The organism is Pedobacter aquatilis, assembly GCF_032678425.1.
Lineage (GTDB): Bacteria > Bacteroidota > Bacteroidia > Sphingobacteriales > Sphingobacteriaceae > Pedobacter > Pedobacter aquatilis_B.
Map to the genome: position 1 here is coordinate 48,261 of NZ_JAVTSG010000004.1, position 16,379 is coordinate 64,639.

The window sequence follows — 16,379 nt, forward strand, 5'->3', positions numbered from 1 at the left end:
TTTTTCAACTAATTAAAAACCAACATTTAATCCGGCAAAAAAGGTTCTTGCCTGTGGATAAAAACCACGATCAACACCATAACTTCCGCCACCAATTTCTGGGTCGTAGCCTGTATATTTTGTAAATGTTACCAAGTTATTGGCCATTACGTAAAATCTTAATTTATCTAAACCAACCTTTTTAATCAGATTTTTAGGAAGCGAATAACCTACCTGTAAAGTCTTAATTCTAAAATAAGAACCGCTTTCTAAGAAGATACTCGAAACACGGCTGTAGTTTTGGTTCGTATCATCTAAAGTTACCCTTGGGATGGTATTACTTGTTCCATCGCCAGTCCAACGGTTTAAAATTGCAGTGGTGTAGTTTGCGGTTGGTAAATCAAATCTTCTTAAAGCATTAAAAATTTGATTTCCGGCAACTCCCTGACCTAAAACAACCAAATCAAAACCTTTATAGGCTAAATTAACCGTCATACCATAAGTAAAATCAGGAGTTGGATTTCCAATAATTTCACGGTCATCATTGTTAATTTGTCCATCGCCATTCAAATCGATAAATTTAATATCACCAGGTTTTGCATTTGGTTGAATTAGGTTACCTGCCTGATTTCTGTAGTTATTAATCTGCGCTTGATTTTGGAACAAACCATCACTTCTATAACCATAAAATGAACCAATTGAATAGCCAACTTTTGTACGGGTAATTTCTAATGCTTGAGGGGTTACGGTTTGACCACCCAAATATTCTTTATCATCACCTAAGAAATCGATGTTGTTGGAAACAAAAGCACCGTTAGCATTTACTTTTAAAGAAAAATCGCCCAGTCTTTTTTGGTAGCCCAATTCTAATTCGAAACCCTTATTTGATAAATCGGCAATGTTTCCAATCGGGCCAGCATTACCAACGTAACCTGGTACGGCAATTTGCAAAAGCATACCTGATGTTTTTTTCTTGTACCAATCAGCTGTTAATGTAAAATTGCCAAAAAGGCTCATATCAACTCCGATATCTGTTGATGAAGTTTGCTCCCACTTTAAATCAGGATTTGATAAAGCATCGGGACTAACACCATTATTTAATCCGGCAGATGTACCAAGTGTATAATTACGACCACCACTAACGGTTGATAAATACCTGAAATCTCCAATATTATCATTACCAACAACACCATAAGAACCTCTAAATTTCACGAACGTTACATAAGGGTTTTTAGGGAAGAAATCTTCTTTACTTAACACCCAGCCAACTGAACCTGAAGGGAAATAGCCAAACTTATTATTCGGACCAAAACGAGAAGAACCATCTCTACGTACAATACCGGTAAAAAGGTATTTTTCATCATAGTTATAAGTTAAACGGGCAAATGCAGAGTTAAGCGTATTTAAATATTCACCTCCGTAAAAAACATCATTAATTCTCGAAACTGGGAATTGCAAAGAAGCATCTTTTATGTTCGACACCGGAATACCGTCTTTGCTACCACCTTGAGTTTCACCTCTGTTTTTTTGGAAAGAATATCCAATTAAGCCTGTTAAATTATGCTTATCTATTTGCTTATTGTAACTGATTGTGTTTTCTAAAGAATAGAAAAGCCCTCTGTTTGCATTTCTGTTGTAAGATGTGATTGTGGTTTGGTTGATGGAGTTTAGGTAGTAAATCGGCGTAAAGCTTTCACTTCCCCAAAATGCCAAATCAACACCACCTTGCGACCTAACTTTTAAGCCTTTTATGATTTCTGCCTCCAGATAAGCATTTGCCACAACTTTATCAGACCAACCTTTACCTTGCGCAACTTGAAGTGCGGCGATTGGATTCAAAATTTCTGATTGTGCGTATTGAGAAATCCCGTAAGGAAAACCAGCTTCGTTTCTAACTACTGGATTACCGATATATGGTGCAGCACCATACTTTGCCGGGTCTGTTTCTACAATTGGTGTAATCGGGTCAATATTAATGGCCCTGTTTAACGGCGAACCATATTCAGTATTCGTACCAACACCAACAGAATTTGTGCGGGTGTAGCCAATGGTTTGTCCGAATTTAATGGCTTTGGTTAATTGATGATCTGAATTAAAACGTGCTGTAAATCTTTTGTATTGAGAGTTACTTGTCGCTACAATACCATCCTGATCGAAGTAGCCAAATGAACTGTAATAAGTAGATTTATCATTACCTCCACTAATGCTTAACTCATGGTTTTGAATTCTCGCATCGTTATTAAAAACAGCAGCTTGCCAATCTGTACCAACACTTAATTGTGATGGATTTGGAAATCTTGGCGTAGTTAATGCAGGGTTACGGGCATATTCTGCTTCATTATAAATGGTAGCGTATTGTGTTGCATTTAATAAATCTAACTTTCTTGATGGGGCTTGAGTACCAAGATAGGTATTGTAGTTAACCGCCATTCTACCATTCTTAATCCCTTTTTTTGTGGTGATGATAATAACACCGTTTGCAGCTCTTGCACCATAAATCGCACCTGAAGCCGCATCCTTTAACACCTCTATAGATTCGATATCTGCTTGGTTAAGGTAATCGATACCGCCACCAACTTGTACACCATCTACAATGTATAAGGCATCGCTATTATTAATCGAAGTTGTACCACGAATACGTAAAGTTGCGCCTTCTCCCGGTTGACCAGAAGCTGTAGTTATGGTTAAACCTGATGTACGGCCTTGAAGCGACTGCTCAACACGTACAACTGGCATATTTTCCAAATCAGAACCTTTTACCTGAGAAATTGCACCAGTTACAACACTTTTCTTTTGTGTACCATAACCAATTACAACAGCATCGGCAAGTACGCCAGCCTGTGGTGTCATTTGAATGGTTAAATCTCCGGCAGATGTTGCGCTAACTTCCTTATTCTCGTAACCAATAAAAGAAACAACAAGCGTTGCATTGCTTTCAACAGTTCTCAAAATAAAAGAACCAGTTGCATCAGTCATCGTACCTTGATTGGTTCCTTTTACCTTTACACTTGCTCCAACCATTGGCGCACCTGTTTCATCAAGCACTTTTCCTTTGATATCAGCATATGCCCTCAGTAATAAAAGAGAACCATCCAAAGATTTTTTATGGATGATGATTGTATTGTTTTTTATCGTGTAACCTAAAGGTTGCTCATTAAAAATTTGCTTTAAAGCTTCACGTATGTCTGTATTTTTAATATCAATGGTTACAGGCTTAGCCTCCTTTAAAAGCTCTGTGTTATATAAAAAACTATAGCCCACGCTTTTATTAAGCTTGCGAAAAACCTTAAGTAATGTTGTGTTTTTTTCTGAAAGCGTTACATTTTGAGCATTTGCAGCCCCATAACTGATTTGAAGAAATGTAGTGATTAGCAAGACAAAAGTCAATTTCATAATCAACAAAAATTTAGATAGGCGGCCCTTAGGATTGGGCAGCCATTCAGTATAAAAATTCATATATTTGGTTATTAGGTTTATTAATAGTTGTATCTCACAATTTTACGATTAGAATATAGCCTTGAAATATTCCGGGAGCGTTGCCGCGCTTCCGGTTTTTTTTAGTTACGCTTTATTCTAAAATCATCGGTAATGATGAAAAAGTATAGGTTTAAGGCATAACTAAAATCCTCCTTTCTTCTATCTTGAAATGCACATCTCCGGTAGCTTGCAAAGTTTCTAAAACTTCATTCACACTGTTAAATCGGGAAATTCTACCTCCAAAAAGTTTATCCATTTTTGCTCCGCGATAATCAATATCTACATTGTACCAGCGAGAAATTTTGTTCATAATGGTTTGCAGGTTTTCATCATTAAAGCTAAAAAAACCATCTTTCCAGGTTATTGCATCTTCTGCATCTACATTTTTGACCAACACAGAGTTTGATGATGAAGCAATTACCGATTGTTGTCCGGGTTTCAGAATATTTGAAGCAAGAGCACTTAAGTTCGAAACCTTAACGCTTCCTTCTAATAAAGTGGTTTTATTATTTGGCTCATTAGCATAAGCATTAATATTGAAATGCGTTCCCAAAACCTCTACTTGTTGGTTTCTTCCAGCGCCAATCTCACTATTCACCTTAAATGGAATACGTACACCTTTTTTGTCTGCCAATTTTGCAACCTCAAAATAAGCTTCGCCCTTTAGCTGAACTATACGCTCAGCAGTATTAAATGTAGTTGGGTATTTTAGTGATGATTCTGCATTCAGCCAAACCTTAGTGCCATCTGGTAAATTGATTTGGTACTGCCCACCACGCGGCGTTTCAATTGTATTAAACGAATATTTTGGATTGTCGCTATTTTTAGAAGTTACCGAATAAATTAATTCGCCATTACGCGTTTTAGTAATACTAATGCCGGCTTGTTTTGCGATTATACCGTTTGTTGCGTCCGTTAACGAAATTTTAGAGCCATCAGCTAATGTTAATGTTGCTTTATTGCCGCCGGGCTTAATAACATCATGTTTATTACCTACCGAGAGGTGCGTTTGCGAATATTTTTTAAGCTGCAGATTAACAACAAAACCAATGAAAAACAGTACAACTGCGGCAGCCGCAACTTTAATCCAAAGTTTATAGTTGGTTGTTTTTAATTCGGTTTGATATTCTATTGACTGCCAAATCTTAAGTTTGGCATCCATAATATCTTGGTGGTCTAAATCAGATTGTTTCTTTGAAATTTCAGAAAGATGCCACGATTCTACCAGAGCTTTTTCTTGCTCAGTACAAAGTCCCTCCCTGTATTTTTCTAAAAGTTTTTCAACTTCAGCTTTATTCATCACTAAATATATTTGGCTATTAAATACATGTAGGATAAGCAGTATTCAGGTAGTAGATAAAAAGAAAATATTTTTAATTATTTCTAAAAAATCACGATTTGAGCACATGAACACACTTTCTATCTGAAGAAAAAATAAATTCAAGTCAAAAATTTATCTGATAAATAAGATAATTGCGATAGAAATAAATGAGGTAAGTTTTAACCGGAGCACCTTTAAGGCATTACTCATTTGTTTTTTAACAGTCTTATCTGATAGATGAAGTATCTCTGCAATTTCTTTTTGCGAAAGATGTTGTTGTCGGCTCATTTCGAAAATTTGCCTCATTTTAGGTGGCAGTAAACTAACCTCTTTTTCAATTATTGATGCAAATTCTCTCTCTCTAATATAATCATCAGTAATGCAATTTCCTTGCTCAATGAAATTTTCTAAAGAAAGTAAATAATTTGATTTCGATTTATTTTTATCCAACCAATCGAAAACTTTATATCGAACCGCTGTATATAAGTATGCTGATAATTGAGATTTGATTTTAATGTTTGGATTACTCCATAAGTACACAAAGATTTCCTGGACAATATCTCTTGCATCTTCCTTTTCTGATACCAATTTACAGGCATATATAAATAACAAACCATTGAAGCGTTCGTAAATTTCTTCAAAAGCATACTTATCTCTAAGCTGAACGAGATCAAAAAGTTCGTTGTCGGTTAATAATTTATAGTTAGCCATTTGGTTAGAATGATTAACGAATGTAAGCAATAGTTTGAGTTAAATCCTAAATAATTTATCACTGCCAGTTTTATTTAATCGATTTACAATCCAGCAGCGAAATCTTTAACATCGAATTGTAATCTTAAGTAATAATATAGATATATCGGGAAAAACCGATATACATTTGCATCATGGATCAAGTAGAAATATTTAAGGCTCTTTCTAATAAAACCCGTTTGCAAATTTTAAACTGGTTAAAAGAACCTGAAGTACATTTTAATCCTCAACCTCATGCCGATTTAGAAAGCGTTGGCGTTTGCGTTGGTCAGATTCAAAACAAAGCTGGTTTATCTCAAAGCACGATTTCCGAATACCTATCCATTTTACAAAGAGCAGATTTGGTTTGCGCAACCCGAATTGGTCAATGGACGTATTACAAACGAAATAAAAAGGGCATTGAAGAACTAGCAAAAATCATTAATTCAGCATTTTAAAAATTAAAAAAACATGAATACAGATAGTTTATTTAAGCCATTTAGTCTTAAAACTTTAAATATTAAAAATAGAATTGTAATGGCACCGATGACGAGATCTTTCTCGCCAAATGGTATTCCAACAACTGATGTAGCTTCTTACTATGCAAAAAGAGCAGCTGGAGAAGTTGGTTTAATTCTATCAGAAGGTACAGTAATCGACAGGCCGTCTTCTTCTGCCGACCCGAATATTCCGCACTTTTATGGAGAAAATGCTTTAGCAGGCTGGCAAAAAGTGATTAATGATGTTCATAAAAGCGGTGGCCAAATGGGACCACAAATCTGGCACCAGGGCATTCATGCAAATCATGCTTCGGGCTGGTTGCCAAGTGCTCCATTCGAAGGACCATCTAGTTTTAACAGTCCAGGTTTTGAAAACGGTGTTGCCATGACAGATTCTGCCATTGCTGATACCATTGCGGCTTTTGGACAAGCCGCTGCAGATGCAAAAGCTCTAGGATTTGATACCGTAGAAATTCATGGTGCACACCAATATTTAATCGATCAGTTTTTCTGGGATGCGACAAACAATCGTACAGATATTTATGGCGGTAAAACACTAGCAGAACGCACTCGTTTTGGCGTTGAAGTAATTAAAGAAGTACGTAAACGTGTTGGAGAAGATTTTGCATTAATTATCAGATTATCTCAATTTAAACCATCTGCTTACGATTTCAAACTTGCTAAAAACGAAAATGAAATGGAACAATGGTTAACACCACTTGCCGATGCAGGAATTGATATTTTCCATTGTTCACAACGTCGTTTTTGGGAGCCTGAATTTGAAAATTCTGATTTAAACTTTGCAGGTTGGGCTAAAAAATTAACCGGAAAAGCAACAATAACCGTTGGTTCAGTTGGTTTAGATGGCGACTTTTTTGGTGCCTTTGCAGGCCAAAGCTCGCAACCAAGTTCGCTTGATGAATTAGTACGCAGAATGGATAGAGGTGATTTTGATTTAGTAGCAGTTGGTCGCCCGTTATTAGCAGATCCAAATTGGGTTGAAAAAATTAAAAACAACAAAACATCAGAACTCAAAGGTTTCAGCAAAGAAGCTTTAGCCGAATTGGTATAAAGATTCTCATCTATATATCGCTTTAGGATTCCCAATTAAATTTGGAATGACGAAGGTTCGTTCAGGTCCCGTCATTCCCGCGAAGGCGGGAATCTTAAAGCAAATACAAATCGCTTTAGGATTTCCAATTAAATTAGGAATGACGATTGTTCTAATTATAATTTGCCAAATAAGGCAAGACAAGTCTTTTTGCGATAGCCTCTGTATTTGCTTTTGGATATTATATGTTTTAGCTAAATTCACTTCGTAAAAATTTATCCTATGTCGAACATTAAATTAATAATCGAAGAACGCACGGCAAACATTGGCAATTTTATGGTTGGCAGATTGCTTCCATTCCGTGAAAAAAGAATGGTTGGACCTTTTTCATTTATTGACCACATGGGGCCTGCGGCAATGAGCGATCACGAAAACTTAGATGTCCCACCACATCCGCACATTGGTTTATCAACGCTAACGTTTTTGTTTGAGGGTGAAATCACGCATCGCGATAGCTTAGGCAGCAATGTGGTAATTAAACCTGGACAAGTGAATTGGATGACTTCTGGTAGCGGAATTGTACACTCTGAAAGAACACCAGAATACTTAAGAAGCACCGATAAAATGCTACATGGTTTGCAAATTTGGGTGGCTTTACCGAAAGCGCTCGAACAAATGGAGCCAGAATTTTTTCATGTCGAAGAACAAGATATCCCCCATTGGGAAGAAGGAGATTTACACTATAAATTAATTGCCGGAGAAGCTTTCGGCCATAAATCTCCTGTTCCGGTTTACAGCCCACTTTATTTTATTGAAATAAAAAGTTCATCAAAGCAAAAGGTAAATATTGGAAATGATTTATTTGGAGAAAGTGCGCTTTATATTTTGGAAGGTTCTGTAGAAAGTGAGGGCAATGTTTTCGAACCAAAAAATATATTAATTGCTAACGATGCATCGCTTTGCGAATTTACAATGAACGAAAATACAACCGTTTATATTTTTGGTGGAGAACCCTTTCCCGAGGAACGTTTTATGTACTGGAATTTTGTTGCTTCGGATAAACAATTAATTGAAGAAGCTAAAACGAAATGGTTAAATCAAAGTTATAAGCCTGTTCCGGGTGAAACGGATTTTGTGCCCTTACCGGAACAAAGCAAATTTTTAAAAAAGTAGATATAATTTATTGTTGAAGTAATGCTTCTCTAATTTTCTGAGCAGCATCAGCAAGTTCTTCTTCAGTTGGTTTAAGTTTTTCTTTGCTGAAGTTCATATCGCTAACATTATTCATCGGGATTAAATGAATATGTGCGTGCGGAACTTCTAAACCTATAACAGATACACCAACTTTTTTACATGGAAAAGCCTCTTTTACACCTTTAGCTACGATTTTTGCAAACATCCACATGCCTACATATAAATCTTCATCCATATCAAAAATGTAATCCGTTTCGATTTTAGGTATTACCAAAACATGGCCAGCGGTTAAAGGTTGAATATCTAAAAAAGCTAAATAATCAACAGTTTCTGCAACAACATGTGCACTAATTTCTCCGGAAACAATTTTTGAAAAGATGGTCATGTGGTGGAAAGTTAAAAGTGGAAAGTATAAAGTGTAAGGTTTGATAAGCGGAGTAAGTCCTCCGCCTTTTATGTTATCTAGAAATTTCTAAAACTTCGAATTGCATTTTGCCTGCCGGAACTTCAATTTCAGCGAATTCGCCAACAGATTTACCAAGCAAACCTTGAGCAATAGGAGATTTAACAGAAATTTTCCCGGTTTTTAAATCTGCTTCACTTTCTGCAACCAACTGATAAGTCATTGTTGCGCCGTTTTTTACATTCTTTATTTTTACGATGGATAGTGCCAAAACCTTAGATAAATCTAATTTCGACTCATCGATAAGACGGGCATTCGCCAATGTGTTCTTTAGTTTTGATATTTTTGCTTCGTGTAATCCCTGTGCTTCTTTAGCTGCATCGTACTCTGCATTTTCTGATAAATCACCCTTATCTCTCGCCTCAGCAATTGCTTTTGATATTAGCTGACGGCCCGTAGTGGTTAGATAATGAACTTCCTCTTTTAATTTATCTAAACCCTCTTGTGTGTAATACGTTACCTCTGTCATTGCTCAATTAATTTTGTTATAAAGCCTATAAAAAACAAACAAGACTATGTAGTTGGTTTTGCTACATAGTCTTGTTTCAATTATAACGAAGATAAAATGCTTAAATTACAAAAGCAAATAATTCATTACGATTTTAAAGTTTTGACAGTTTTAACATACAGCTGCCAATATATTTTTAAAAGCTTTTAGCTATTCTCTGCCTTTGTTTCGGCGATATGTTTAATGGGAAAATTTAATGAGTTCGCAATGAAACACATCTTATTCGCTTCTTTATGCAAGGTTTCTGCCAGTTCTAAATGTGCCTTATCAGCAATTAACACAACGGGGTTAAGCGTTACTTCCTTAAATTTTCCGCTGCCATCTGTAGATTCTTCCATTGTACCAACAGCTTTATCTTTATAATCGATAACTACGATTTCATTCTTCGAACATAAATGCAAATACCAAAGCATATGGCAACTTGAAATTGATGCCAATAATAAATCTTCAGGGTTATGTTTCGATTTATCCCCAAGAAAAACAGAATCTGATGAACCCGAAATATCGGCTTTGCCATTTACTGAAATCAGATAGTCGCGATCGTACGAGCGGTAATCCATCGTACCTGAGCCTTTGTTGCCAGTCCACGTTACAGTTGTTGAGTATAAATGTTCTTTCGGCATGATATAATTAAGTTAGAATTTGTAAATCCAATTTAAGAAATTAAGATTGATTAATACAGATAATAATCAAATCGACAACAAAAATGTTTTTTAAAACGTTTGGAAATAACGTAATTTAAACTGCCTTAAGGGATTATAAAAAAATATTTATGGGAGATAAAATGCATACCACAAATTATTATAACACTTTTATTGAAATTGCTGAGGATAGTAATGCTGTCGCCGGAATTGCTCCCCAACCCAAAGGCAGCAATAAAACTATTGCAGAAATTCAGTTTGAGTTGATTGCTAAAAATCCATACAAATACAGTTCTGATGATGTTTTATTTCAGGTTTACGCAGCGCGAAATGATATCGCAAAAACCGAACAAAAAACTGAGCGAGACAAGTTTTTTGCTAAAGGCCAGCCATGTTTTAGAGCATCGCCACTTACAAAACAATACGGTTTTGGTTTGCATGCAAACAACGAAGGTAAAATTGCGATTTATGGTGTAGAAACCGATAAGTACGAACAATTTGTAGCTAATCCAGATATTAAAAAAGTTAAAGCGATGCGTTCTGCTAAAAAGTAGATTCTATTGCAATTAATTTTTCTGCCAGTACTTCTGATATTTTACGGTATGAATCGAAAGTCCATCCACCAACGTGCGGTGTTAAAATAACTTTGTCATTGCTTTTTAAATCGTTAAACCAACTTTGTTCGCCCAGAGCCGGAAACTTTTCAGTTTCCAATACATCTAAACCGGCACCTACAATTTTACCACTTTTAATTGCATTCAATGTTGCAGAAACCTTTACAATTTCACCCCGTGCTGTATTTATGAAAAATATAGGTTTTTTAAAGTGGAAAAAATATTCATCATCAACCATTTGCTTGGTTTCAGTAGTTAAAGGAATGTGTAAACTTAAAACATCGGCATGTTTCACAATTTCTTCCATACTTACTTCACGGGCAAAATCATCAGAAAAGCCAGTTTTATATTTATCGTAGGCCATTACATCAACCCCAAAACCAGCAAGTTTTTTAGCAAAGCTTTGTCCCATAAATCCGTAACCAATAATACCTACTTTTTTACCTTTTAATTCGTAACCACGATTGCCTTCCCTATCCCAAATACCATTTCTAATTTCAATATCAGCTCTTCTAAAATTATTCATTAATGATAAAAGCAAACCAACAGCGTGTTCGCCAACGGCATCGCAATTACCTTCCGGGGCATTTATTAATTCGATATTTCTGTCTAAAGCGATTTTATCATCAATATTATCTAAACCTGCACCAGCACGGGCTACAAATTTCAAATTAGTGGCTGCCGCAAAAATTTCAGCATCAATTCTAAATTTGGTGCGTACCGCAATACCATCGTAATCTTTAATTTTCGCTAAAGTTTCTGCCCGTGTAATTAGTGGCTCATCATCAACCTCGTAACCTAATTTTACTGCTTGCTCTTTAAATGCCGGATGCAAATCATCAACAATTAATATCTTTTTACTCATGATAAAGCAAAAGTAACGTTTTACTTATTCGGTTGATGAAATTCGATGTAAAAACAGATGAGTTTTAACTAAATGAAAAAGCTCGAAAGAAAACCACAAAAATATTACCCGAAAACAGCTGTAATAAAATAGTTACTGCACTCATATTAAACTTCCTTGCCGTTTCTTTGTCACTCTTTAAGAAAACTAATAAAAACTTTTAAAATTTAATGAGACTTTTACATTTCAAAGCGATAAAAATCACCCTTTTTTTACTCTGCATTTCCTTTAGTTTATTTGCACAAACTGGCGGTAAAGCCAAAATCATTGGTGTATTAAAAGATGCTAAAACACAAGAGCCAATTGCATTTGCAACAGCCGTTTTGGTAAACAAAGCGACGAATACTAATGCAAAACTGGCGCAAACAGATATTGATGGTAAATTCACAATGCCAGATTTAGCCAACGGAACTTATACTTTTAGAGTGAGCTTTGTGGGTTATCAAAGTATGGTTAGAGATAACATTGCCATTACCGATGCAACGGGAACTTTAAATTTTGGTGATATTAAAATGAATGCCGCAGCTGGAACAGTTTTAAAGGATGTTACGGTTACCGCTCAAAAAGCAGCCATGCAAATGGGTATCGATAAAAAAGTATTCTCTGTAGATCAAAGTTTGGTGAGTGAGGGTGGCTCGGCTACAGATTTATTAGCCAATGTGCCATCGGTACAAACTGATTTAGATGGAAACGTAAGTTTACGTGGCTCATCTGGTGTGCGTGTTTTAATTGATGGAAAACCATCATTAATTGCAGGCGGAAACGTTGCACAGATTTTAGCCTCCATTCCTGCAAGCTCGATAGAAAGTGTGGAGTTAATTACAAATCCATCTTCTAAATACGATGCTGAAGGACAAGCGGGTATCATCAACATTGTTTTAAAGAAAAACACCAAACTGGGCTTTAATGGTTCTGTTGCGGTAAGCGCAGGTAACCGCGATAATTACAACGGAAATACTAACCTAAGTTTTCAAAACAGTAAAATTAATCTTTACGGAAATTACAGCTATCGTTATGGCAATCGTTTAGGTGGCGGTTATCAAAATATCGACTACAAACAAAGCACAACTTCTACCGCATTTGCAAATCAAACAACAACATCAAATTCTTTAGATAAAGGCCACAATGTTAAAGCCGGATTGGATTATTATTTAGCTCCGAAAAGTGTGGTAAGTTTATCGGGCGGATTTAACGCAAGAGATAATGATAGAAATGAATTTGTTAACATCAGTCAGCTGGGCCGAAGCTTAAACCCTGTTTTGTTAAGCAACAGATTAAATAATAATGCCGGAAACGGAAATAGCTACGATTTAAATTTAGATTACTCGCAAAAGTTTAAAAAACCAAAAGAAGAGTTAACTTTTAACTTCGGTTATTCTGCTGGTACAAATAATAATGACCAAGACTACAGCACTACTTTTACCAATATGAATGGTAATGCGGTAAACATAAACCCAAGTTTGCAAAGAATTTTTAACACTGGCGAAAACACAAATTACAATATCCAGGCAGATTATACATTGCCTGTAGGTAAAGCTGGTAAAGTTGAGGCTGGTTACCGTAGTCAGATTCGTTTGGGTGACAATAACCAATACGCCGATTCAATTTTAACGAACACGGATATTTATGTTAGAAACAATAAATTAATTAATGATTTTAACAGTAAAGACCAGGTTCATGCATTGTATTTAAATTATCAAAACCAGATTAAAGATTTTGGATATCAATTAGGTTTAAGAGCCGAGGATGCCCGTTTAGATACTTATTTGCAAGGTTACAATGGAAATACATTAACAAATAGTTCGGGTAATATTCACTACAAAAGATTGTATCCAAGTGTGTTTTTATCTCAAAAGTTAAAAAACGAGCAACAAGTTCAGGTAAGTTACACACGCCGTGTAAACCGTCCGCGTCCGTGGGATACAAACCCGTTCTTAGATGTATCAGACCCATTAAATTATAGAGCAGGTAATCCTAATTTATTTCCAGAGGATGTTCACTCATTTGAGTTAGGTTATAACAAATATTGGAAAAAAGTAACCTTTACTGGTAGTTTATATTTCCGCCAAACCAATGATGTAATTCAAAGGGTAAGAAGTGTGCCTGATGCAAGTGGAATTATCACAACTACGCCTCAAAACTTAAGTCGCCAGTTAAATAGCGGTTTAGAATTAATTGGTCGTTTCGATTTAATTAAAGCACTAAACTTTACGAGTAACGTAAATCTTTACCAACAAAAAATTGATGGTGATGCAAGATATGGCATTCAGGATAGAAGTGGTTTTAGCTGGAATGCAAATTTAACCGCTAACATTTCTGCGATTAAAAATTTATCATTCCAACTTCGTGGAGATTACCGTGCACCAGAAGTAATGGCACAAGGTAAACGTAATGCAATGTACGGCATTGATGGTGGTGCAAAATATGATTTCCCTAATAAGAAAGCATCTTTAAGCTTAAACATTCGTGATGTATTTAACACCAGAAGATGGAGCATGACAACTGATGATAACTTTACCTTTATCGATTTCCAACGCCGTATGCAAGGCACAATGGGGAATTTAACTTTCTCTTACCGTTTCGGAAAAACGTTGTTTAACAGTACCAAGAAAAACAAAAAAGAAGACCAGCAGGAGAGCAGACCTGATGAAGGTTCTTTCTAAAAATAATGCAAGAAGAGGCGTTTCGAAATTCGGAACGCCTTTTTTTATGCTCAAAAAAAGCCACCACATTTTATATCTTGCACCATGGAAGAAATCAATCCCTGGCAAACACTAAACAGCGAACTTAAATACGATAACAACTGGATTAGTGTTACCGAACACCAGGTTATAAACCCAACGGGTGGAAAGGGAATTTATGGCGAAGTTCATTTCAAAAACTTAGCCATTGGCATTTTACCATTGGATGAGCATAATAACACCTGGTTGGTTGGGCAATACCGTTATCCACTAAAAGCCTATAGTTGGGAAATTCCAGAAGGTGGCGGTCCGCTGAATGAAGAACCGCTTGAAAGTGCCAGACGAGAATTGTTGGAAGAAACCGGAATGAGTGCGAAAAACTGGCAAGAAATTCAACGGATGCATCTTTCAAATTCGGTTAGTAACGAGCTTAGTATTATTTACATTGCAACAGGTTTAATTCAGGGCATTGCAATGCCTGAAGAAACCGAGCAATTAGTGGTAAAGAAATTACCTTTCGAAGAGGTGTATCAAATGGTATTAGATGGAAAAATAACCGATTCGATGAGTGTGGCGGCAATTTTAAAAGCAAAGCTGATGATTTTGAACGGCGATTTATAATCTCGATTAGTAAAAATCTAATTTTTATCTTTGCTAAAATTTCAAACACTGATGAGCAAACTTTTTGGATATATCCTTACCCCAATATTTTATATTTTTTTTGGATTAAGTCTTTGTATTTTTCATCCAATCCAATGGCTTTGCCATAAAATTGGTGGCTATAAAGCGCATAAATTATCTGTTGATGTTTTAAACTTCTTTCTAACTTATTGCCAGATCTTCTTATTCAATTCGATAAGCTTTAAGAACATCCACAATCTTCCAACCGATAGACCGATAATTTTTGCAGCGAATCATCAAAGTATGTATGATATACCGTCACTAATTTGGTTCTTAAGAAAATATCATGCAAAGTTTATCTCAAAAATTGAATTAGCGAAAGGCATTCCATCAATTTCTATAAACCTGCGATTAGGTGGCGGGGCAAACATCGACAGAAAAGATAATAAGCAGGCAATTTCCGAAATCATCAAATTAGGTCGCAGAATGAAAGATAACAATTGGAGTACAGTTATTTTTCCTGAAGGAACCCGGGCTAAAGATGGCAACTTAAAAACCTTTCAATTTGGTGGCGTGGCAACTCTGTTAAAAGTTGTACCAAATGCTTTAGTTGTTCCGGTTGCAATAGAAAATTCGTGGAAAATTGTTCGCTATGGCATGTTCCCACTAACCGCAGGAAATACTTTAAAATGGACGGTTTTAAAACCTATCGAACCTGGCGAAAAAACTGCAAATGAAATTACTTTGGAAATCGAAACCGAAATCAGAAAAGTATTGAATCAGGAAGTAGTTGGTTAGTTGGTTAGTTTGCTGGTTGATTGTTTAATTGTTTAATTGTTTAAAGCAAACAATTAATTCCGCAAAACCATTTCCCATCTTCCATCTCCCATCACTTAGATATTTTTGTTTCCGATTACTTTAAAAAATTCATCTCTATAGGTATCCCCTACTGGTATTATTTTTTTGTTAATCGTAATTCTGCTTCGCTCAATACTTTCAATTTTATCAATGGCTACAATGTAAGATTTATGCACACGGATAAACTGACTATCGGGTAAAGCTTCTTCCATTTTCTTCATACTTTGAAGTGTGATAATGCGCTCCTCCTTAGTAAAAATAGAGATGTAATCTTTTAAGCCTTCAATGTATAAAATATCGTGAAGGTATATTTTTTGAATTTTGTGTTCCGTTTTAACAAAAATAAAGTCTTGAATCGGATTTGGTGAGCCCGAAAACGGAGCGGGCGTTATTAAAGGCTGAACCTGAGGCGGTGCAACTTCTGCAGGCTTAAACTGATTATGAACTTTTTCTACGGCTTTGTAAAAACGATCGAAAGCGATGGGTTTCAAAAGATAATCAGAAACGTTTAAGTCGTAGCTTTCCAGAGCGTATTGTGGATATGCTGTTGTTAAAATGAAATGGCATTTATTGCCCGCAATTTTTAAAAACTGTATGCCCGTAAGTTCTGGCATTTGAATATCTAAGAAAACCAAATCAATCCCTCCTGCCTGAACAATTTGTAAAGCTTCGATTGGATTTTCACACCTTTTAGCAAGCGTTAAAAACGGAACCTTTGAAATATAATCCTCTAAAATATCGAGTGCTAGTGGTTCATCATCTACAATAATACAGTTCAAGTTCATTTTAGGCAGTAGTTTTATTTGGTAGTTGTTTTAGATAAATAATTTGGAGATAA

General features: G+C 35.8%; 15 protein-coding genes. 7 read left to right on the forward strand and 8 right to left on the reverse strand.

The genetic code is table 11. The annotated features are described in order from the left end of the window. Positions 1-12: 12 nt before the first annotated feature. The 3 genes from R2Q16_RS13605 to R2Q16_RS13615 form a co-directional block, all read right to left on the reverse strand. A complete protein-coding gene (locus tag R2Q16_RS13605; protein ID WP_316737746.1) occupies positions 13-3,372 on the reverse strand; it encodes a TonB-dependent receptor in 3,360 nt (1,119 codons plus the stop codon). 214 nt (positions 3,373-3,586) lie between these two features. Next, the gene (locus tag R2Q16_RS13610) at positions 3,587-4,756 is read right to left on the reverse strand and encodes a FecR family protein (protein ID WP_316737747.1); all 1,170 of its coding nucleotides are present in this window, start codon (positions 4,754-4,756) and stop codon (positions 3,587-3,589) included. A 153-nt stretch (positions 4,757-4,909) separates the two neighbouring features. Then, positions 4,910-5,488, reverse strand: coding sequence for an RNA polymerase sigma-70 factor (locus R2Q16_RS13615; protein ID WP_316737748.1), 579 nt, complete (start codon positions 5,486-5,488; stop codon positions 4,910-4,912). A 173-nt stretch (positions 5,489-5,661) separates the two neighbouring features. On the opposite strand from R2Q16_RS13615, the gene R2Q16_RS13620 reads away from it, so the two are divergent. From R2Q16_RS13620 to R2Q16_RS13630, 3 genes are all read left to right on the forward strand, one after another. Next, positions 5,662-5,964, forward strand: a complete 303-nt coding sequence (locus R2Q16_RS13620; RefSeq protein WP_316737749.1) for a metalloregulator ArsR/SmtB family transcription factor — start codon at positions 5,662-5,664, stop codon at positions 5,962-5,964. Positions 5,965-5,977: 13 nt separating this feature from the next. Next, a complete protein-coding gene (locus R2Q16_RS13625; protein WP_316737750.1) occupies positions 5,978-7,078 on the forward strand; it encodes an NADH:flavin oxidoreductase in 1,101 nt (366 codons plus the stop codon). Positions 7,079-7,339: 261 nt separating this feature from the next. Then, the gene (locus R2Q16_RS13630) at positions 7,340-8,230 is read left to right on the forward strand and encodes a pirin family protein (RefSeq protein ID WP_316737751.1); all 891 of its coding nucleotides are present in this window, start codon (positions 7,340-7,342) and stop codon (positions 8,228-8,230) included. A gap of 7 nt (positions 8,231-8,237) precedes the next feature. On the opposite strand, the gene R2Q16_RS13635 is transcribed toward R2Q16_RS13630, so the two are convergent. The 3 genes from R2Q16_RS13635 to R2Q16_RS13645 form a co-directional block, all read right to left on the reverse strand. Beyond that, positions 8,238-8,636 carry an HIT family protein gene (locus R2Q16_RS13635; protein WP_316737752.1) on the reverse strand — a complete coding sequence of 133 codons (399 nt, stop codon included), beginning with the start codon at positions 8,634-8,636 and terminating at the stop codon, positions 8,238-8,240. A 73-nt stretch (positions 8,637-8,709) separates the two neighbouring features. Continuing rightward, positions 8,710-9,183: a transcription elongation factor GreA gene (gene greA, locus R2Q16_RS13640; protein WP_047798983.1), complete on the reverse strand. Its 474-nt coding sequence runs from the start codon at positions 9,181-9,183 to the stop codon at positions 8,710-8,712. 185 nt (positions 9,184-9,368) lie between these two features. Next, positions 9,369-9,845: an OsmC family protein gene (locus R2Q16_RS13645; RefSeq protein ID WP_316737753.1), complete on the reverse strand. Its 477-nt coding sequence runs from the start codon at positions 9,843-9,845 to the stop codon at positions 9,369-9,371. 149 nt (positions 9,846-9,994) lie between these two features. Between R2Q16_RS13645 and R2Q16_RS13650 the strand changes: the two genes are divergently transcribed. After that, positions 9,995-10,417: a DUF6157 family protein gene (locus tag R2Q16_RS13650; protein ID WP_316737754.1), complete on the forward strand. Its 423-nt coding sequence runs from the start codon at positions 9,995-9,997 to the stop codon at positions 10,415-10,417. Here the strand turns inward: R2Q16_RS13650 and R2Q16_RS13655 are convergent. Continuing rightward, on the reverse strand, positions 10,407-11,342 hold the full coding sequence (locus R2Q16_RS13655) for a 2-hydroxyacid dehydrogenase (RefSeq protein WP_316737755.1): 936 nt from the start codon (positions 11,340-11,342) through the stop codon (positions 10,407-10,409). The genes R2Q16_RS13650 and R2Q16_RS13655 overlap by 11 nt on opposite strands. Before the next feature lie 209 nt (positions 11,343-11,551). Between R2Q16_RS13655 and R2Q16_RS13660 the strand changes: the two genes are divergently transcribed. The 3 genes from R2Q16_RS13660 (at position 11,552) to R2Q16_RS13670 (ending at position 15,481) form a co-directional block, all read left to right on the forward strand. Then, the gene (locus R2Q16_RS13660) at positions 11,552-14,044 is read left to right on the forward strand and encodes a TonB-dependent receptor domain-containing protein (protein WP_316737756.1); all 2,493 of its coding nucleotides are present in this window, start codon (positions 11,552-11,554) and stop codon (positions 14,042-14,044) included. A gap of 84 nt (positions 14,045-14,128) precedes the next feature. Continuing rightward, positions 14,129-14,683 carry an NUDIX hydrolase gene (locus R2Q16_RS13665; protein ID WP_316737757.1) on the forward strand — a complete coding sequence of 185 codons (555 nt, stop codon included), beginning with the start codon at positions 14,129-14,131 and terminating at the stop codon, positions 14,681-14,683. A gap of 51 nt (positions 14,684-14,734) precedes the next feature. Next, positions 14,735-15,481: a lysophospholipid acyltransferase family protein gene (locus tag R2Q16_RS13670; RefSeq protein WP_316737758.1), complete on the forward strand. Its 747-nt coding sequence runs from the start codon at positions 14,735-14,737 to the stop codon at positions 15,479-15,481. A 95-nt stretch (positions 15,482-15,576) separates the two neighbouring features. Here R2Q16_RS13670 and R2Q16_RS13675 read toward each other — a convergent pair whose 3' ends face one another. Further along, positions 15,577-16,326 (reverse strand): LytTR family DNA-binding domain-containing protein, encoded by a 750-nt coding sequence (locus tag R2Q16_RS13675; protein ID WP_316737759.1) that lies wholly within the window; start codon positions 16,324-16,326, stop codon positions 15,577-15,579. Positions 16,327-16,379 lie beyond the last annotated feature (53 nt).

Bases quoted from the DNA above. Each gene is read 5' to 3' on its own strand.
- greA (WP_047798983.1), bottom strand. From the start codon at position 9,183: ATGACAGAGGTAACGTATTACACACAAGAGGGTTTAGATAAATTAAAA.
- R2Q16_RS13645 (WP_316737753.1), bottom strand. From the start codon at position 9,845: ATGCCGAAAGAACATTTATACTCAACAACTGTAACGTGGACTGGCAAC.
- R2Q16_RS13650 (WP_316737754.1), top strand. From the start codon at position 9,995: ATGGGAGATAAAATGCATACCACAAATTATTATAACACTTTTATTGAA.
- R2Q16_RS13670 (WP_316737758.1), top strand. From the start codon at position 14,735: ATGAGCAAACTTTTTGGATATATCCTTACCCCAATATTTTATATTTTT.
- R2Q16_RS13660 (WP_316737756.1), top strand. From the start codon at position 11,552: ATGAGACTTTTACATTTCAAAGCGATAAAAATCACCCTTTTTTTACTC.
- R2Q16_RS13610 (WP_316737747.1), bottom strand. From the start codon at position 4,756: ATGAATAAAGCTGAAGTTGAAAAACTTTTAGAAAAATACAGGGAGGGA.
- R2Q16_RS13625 (WP_316737750.1), top strand. From the start codon at position 5,978: ATGAATACAGATAGTTTATTTAAGCCATTTAGTCTTAAAACTTTAAAT.
- R2Q16_RS13665 (WP_316737757.1), top strand. From the start codon at position 14,129: ATGGAAGAAATCAATCCCTGGCAAACACTAAACAGCGAACTTAAATAC.
- R2Q16_RS13605 (WP_316737746.1), bottom strand. From the start codon at position 3,372: ATGAAATTGACTTTTGTCTTGCTAATCACTACATTTCTTCAAATCAGT.
- R2Q16_RS13630 (WP_316737751.1), top strand. From the start codon at position 7,340: ATGTCGAACATTAAATTAATAATCGAAGAACGCACGGCAAACATTGGC.
- R2Q16_RS13615 (WP_316737748.1), bottom strand. From the start codon at position 5,488: ATGGCTAACTATAAATTATTAACCGACAACGAACTTTTTGATCTCGTT.
- R2Q16_RS13675 (WP_316737759.1), bottom strand. From the start codon at position 16,326: ATGAACTTGAACTGTATTATTGTAGATGATGAACCACTAGCACTCGAT.
- R2Q16_RS13655 (WP_316737755.1), bottom strand. From the start codon at position 11,342: ATGAGTAAAAAGATATTAATTGTTGATGATTTGCATCCGGCATTTAAA.
- R2Q16_RS13620 (WP_316737749.1), top strand. From the start codon at position 5,662: ATGGATCAAGTAGAAATATTTAAGGCTCTTTCTAATAAAACCCGTTTG.
- R2Q16_RS13635 (WP_316737752.1), bottom strand. From the start codon at position 8,636: ATGACCATCTTTTCAAAAATTGTTTCCGGAGAAATTAGTGCACATGTT.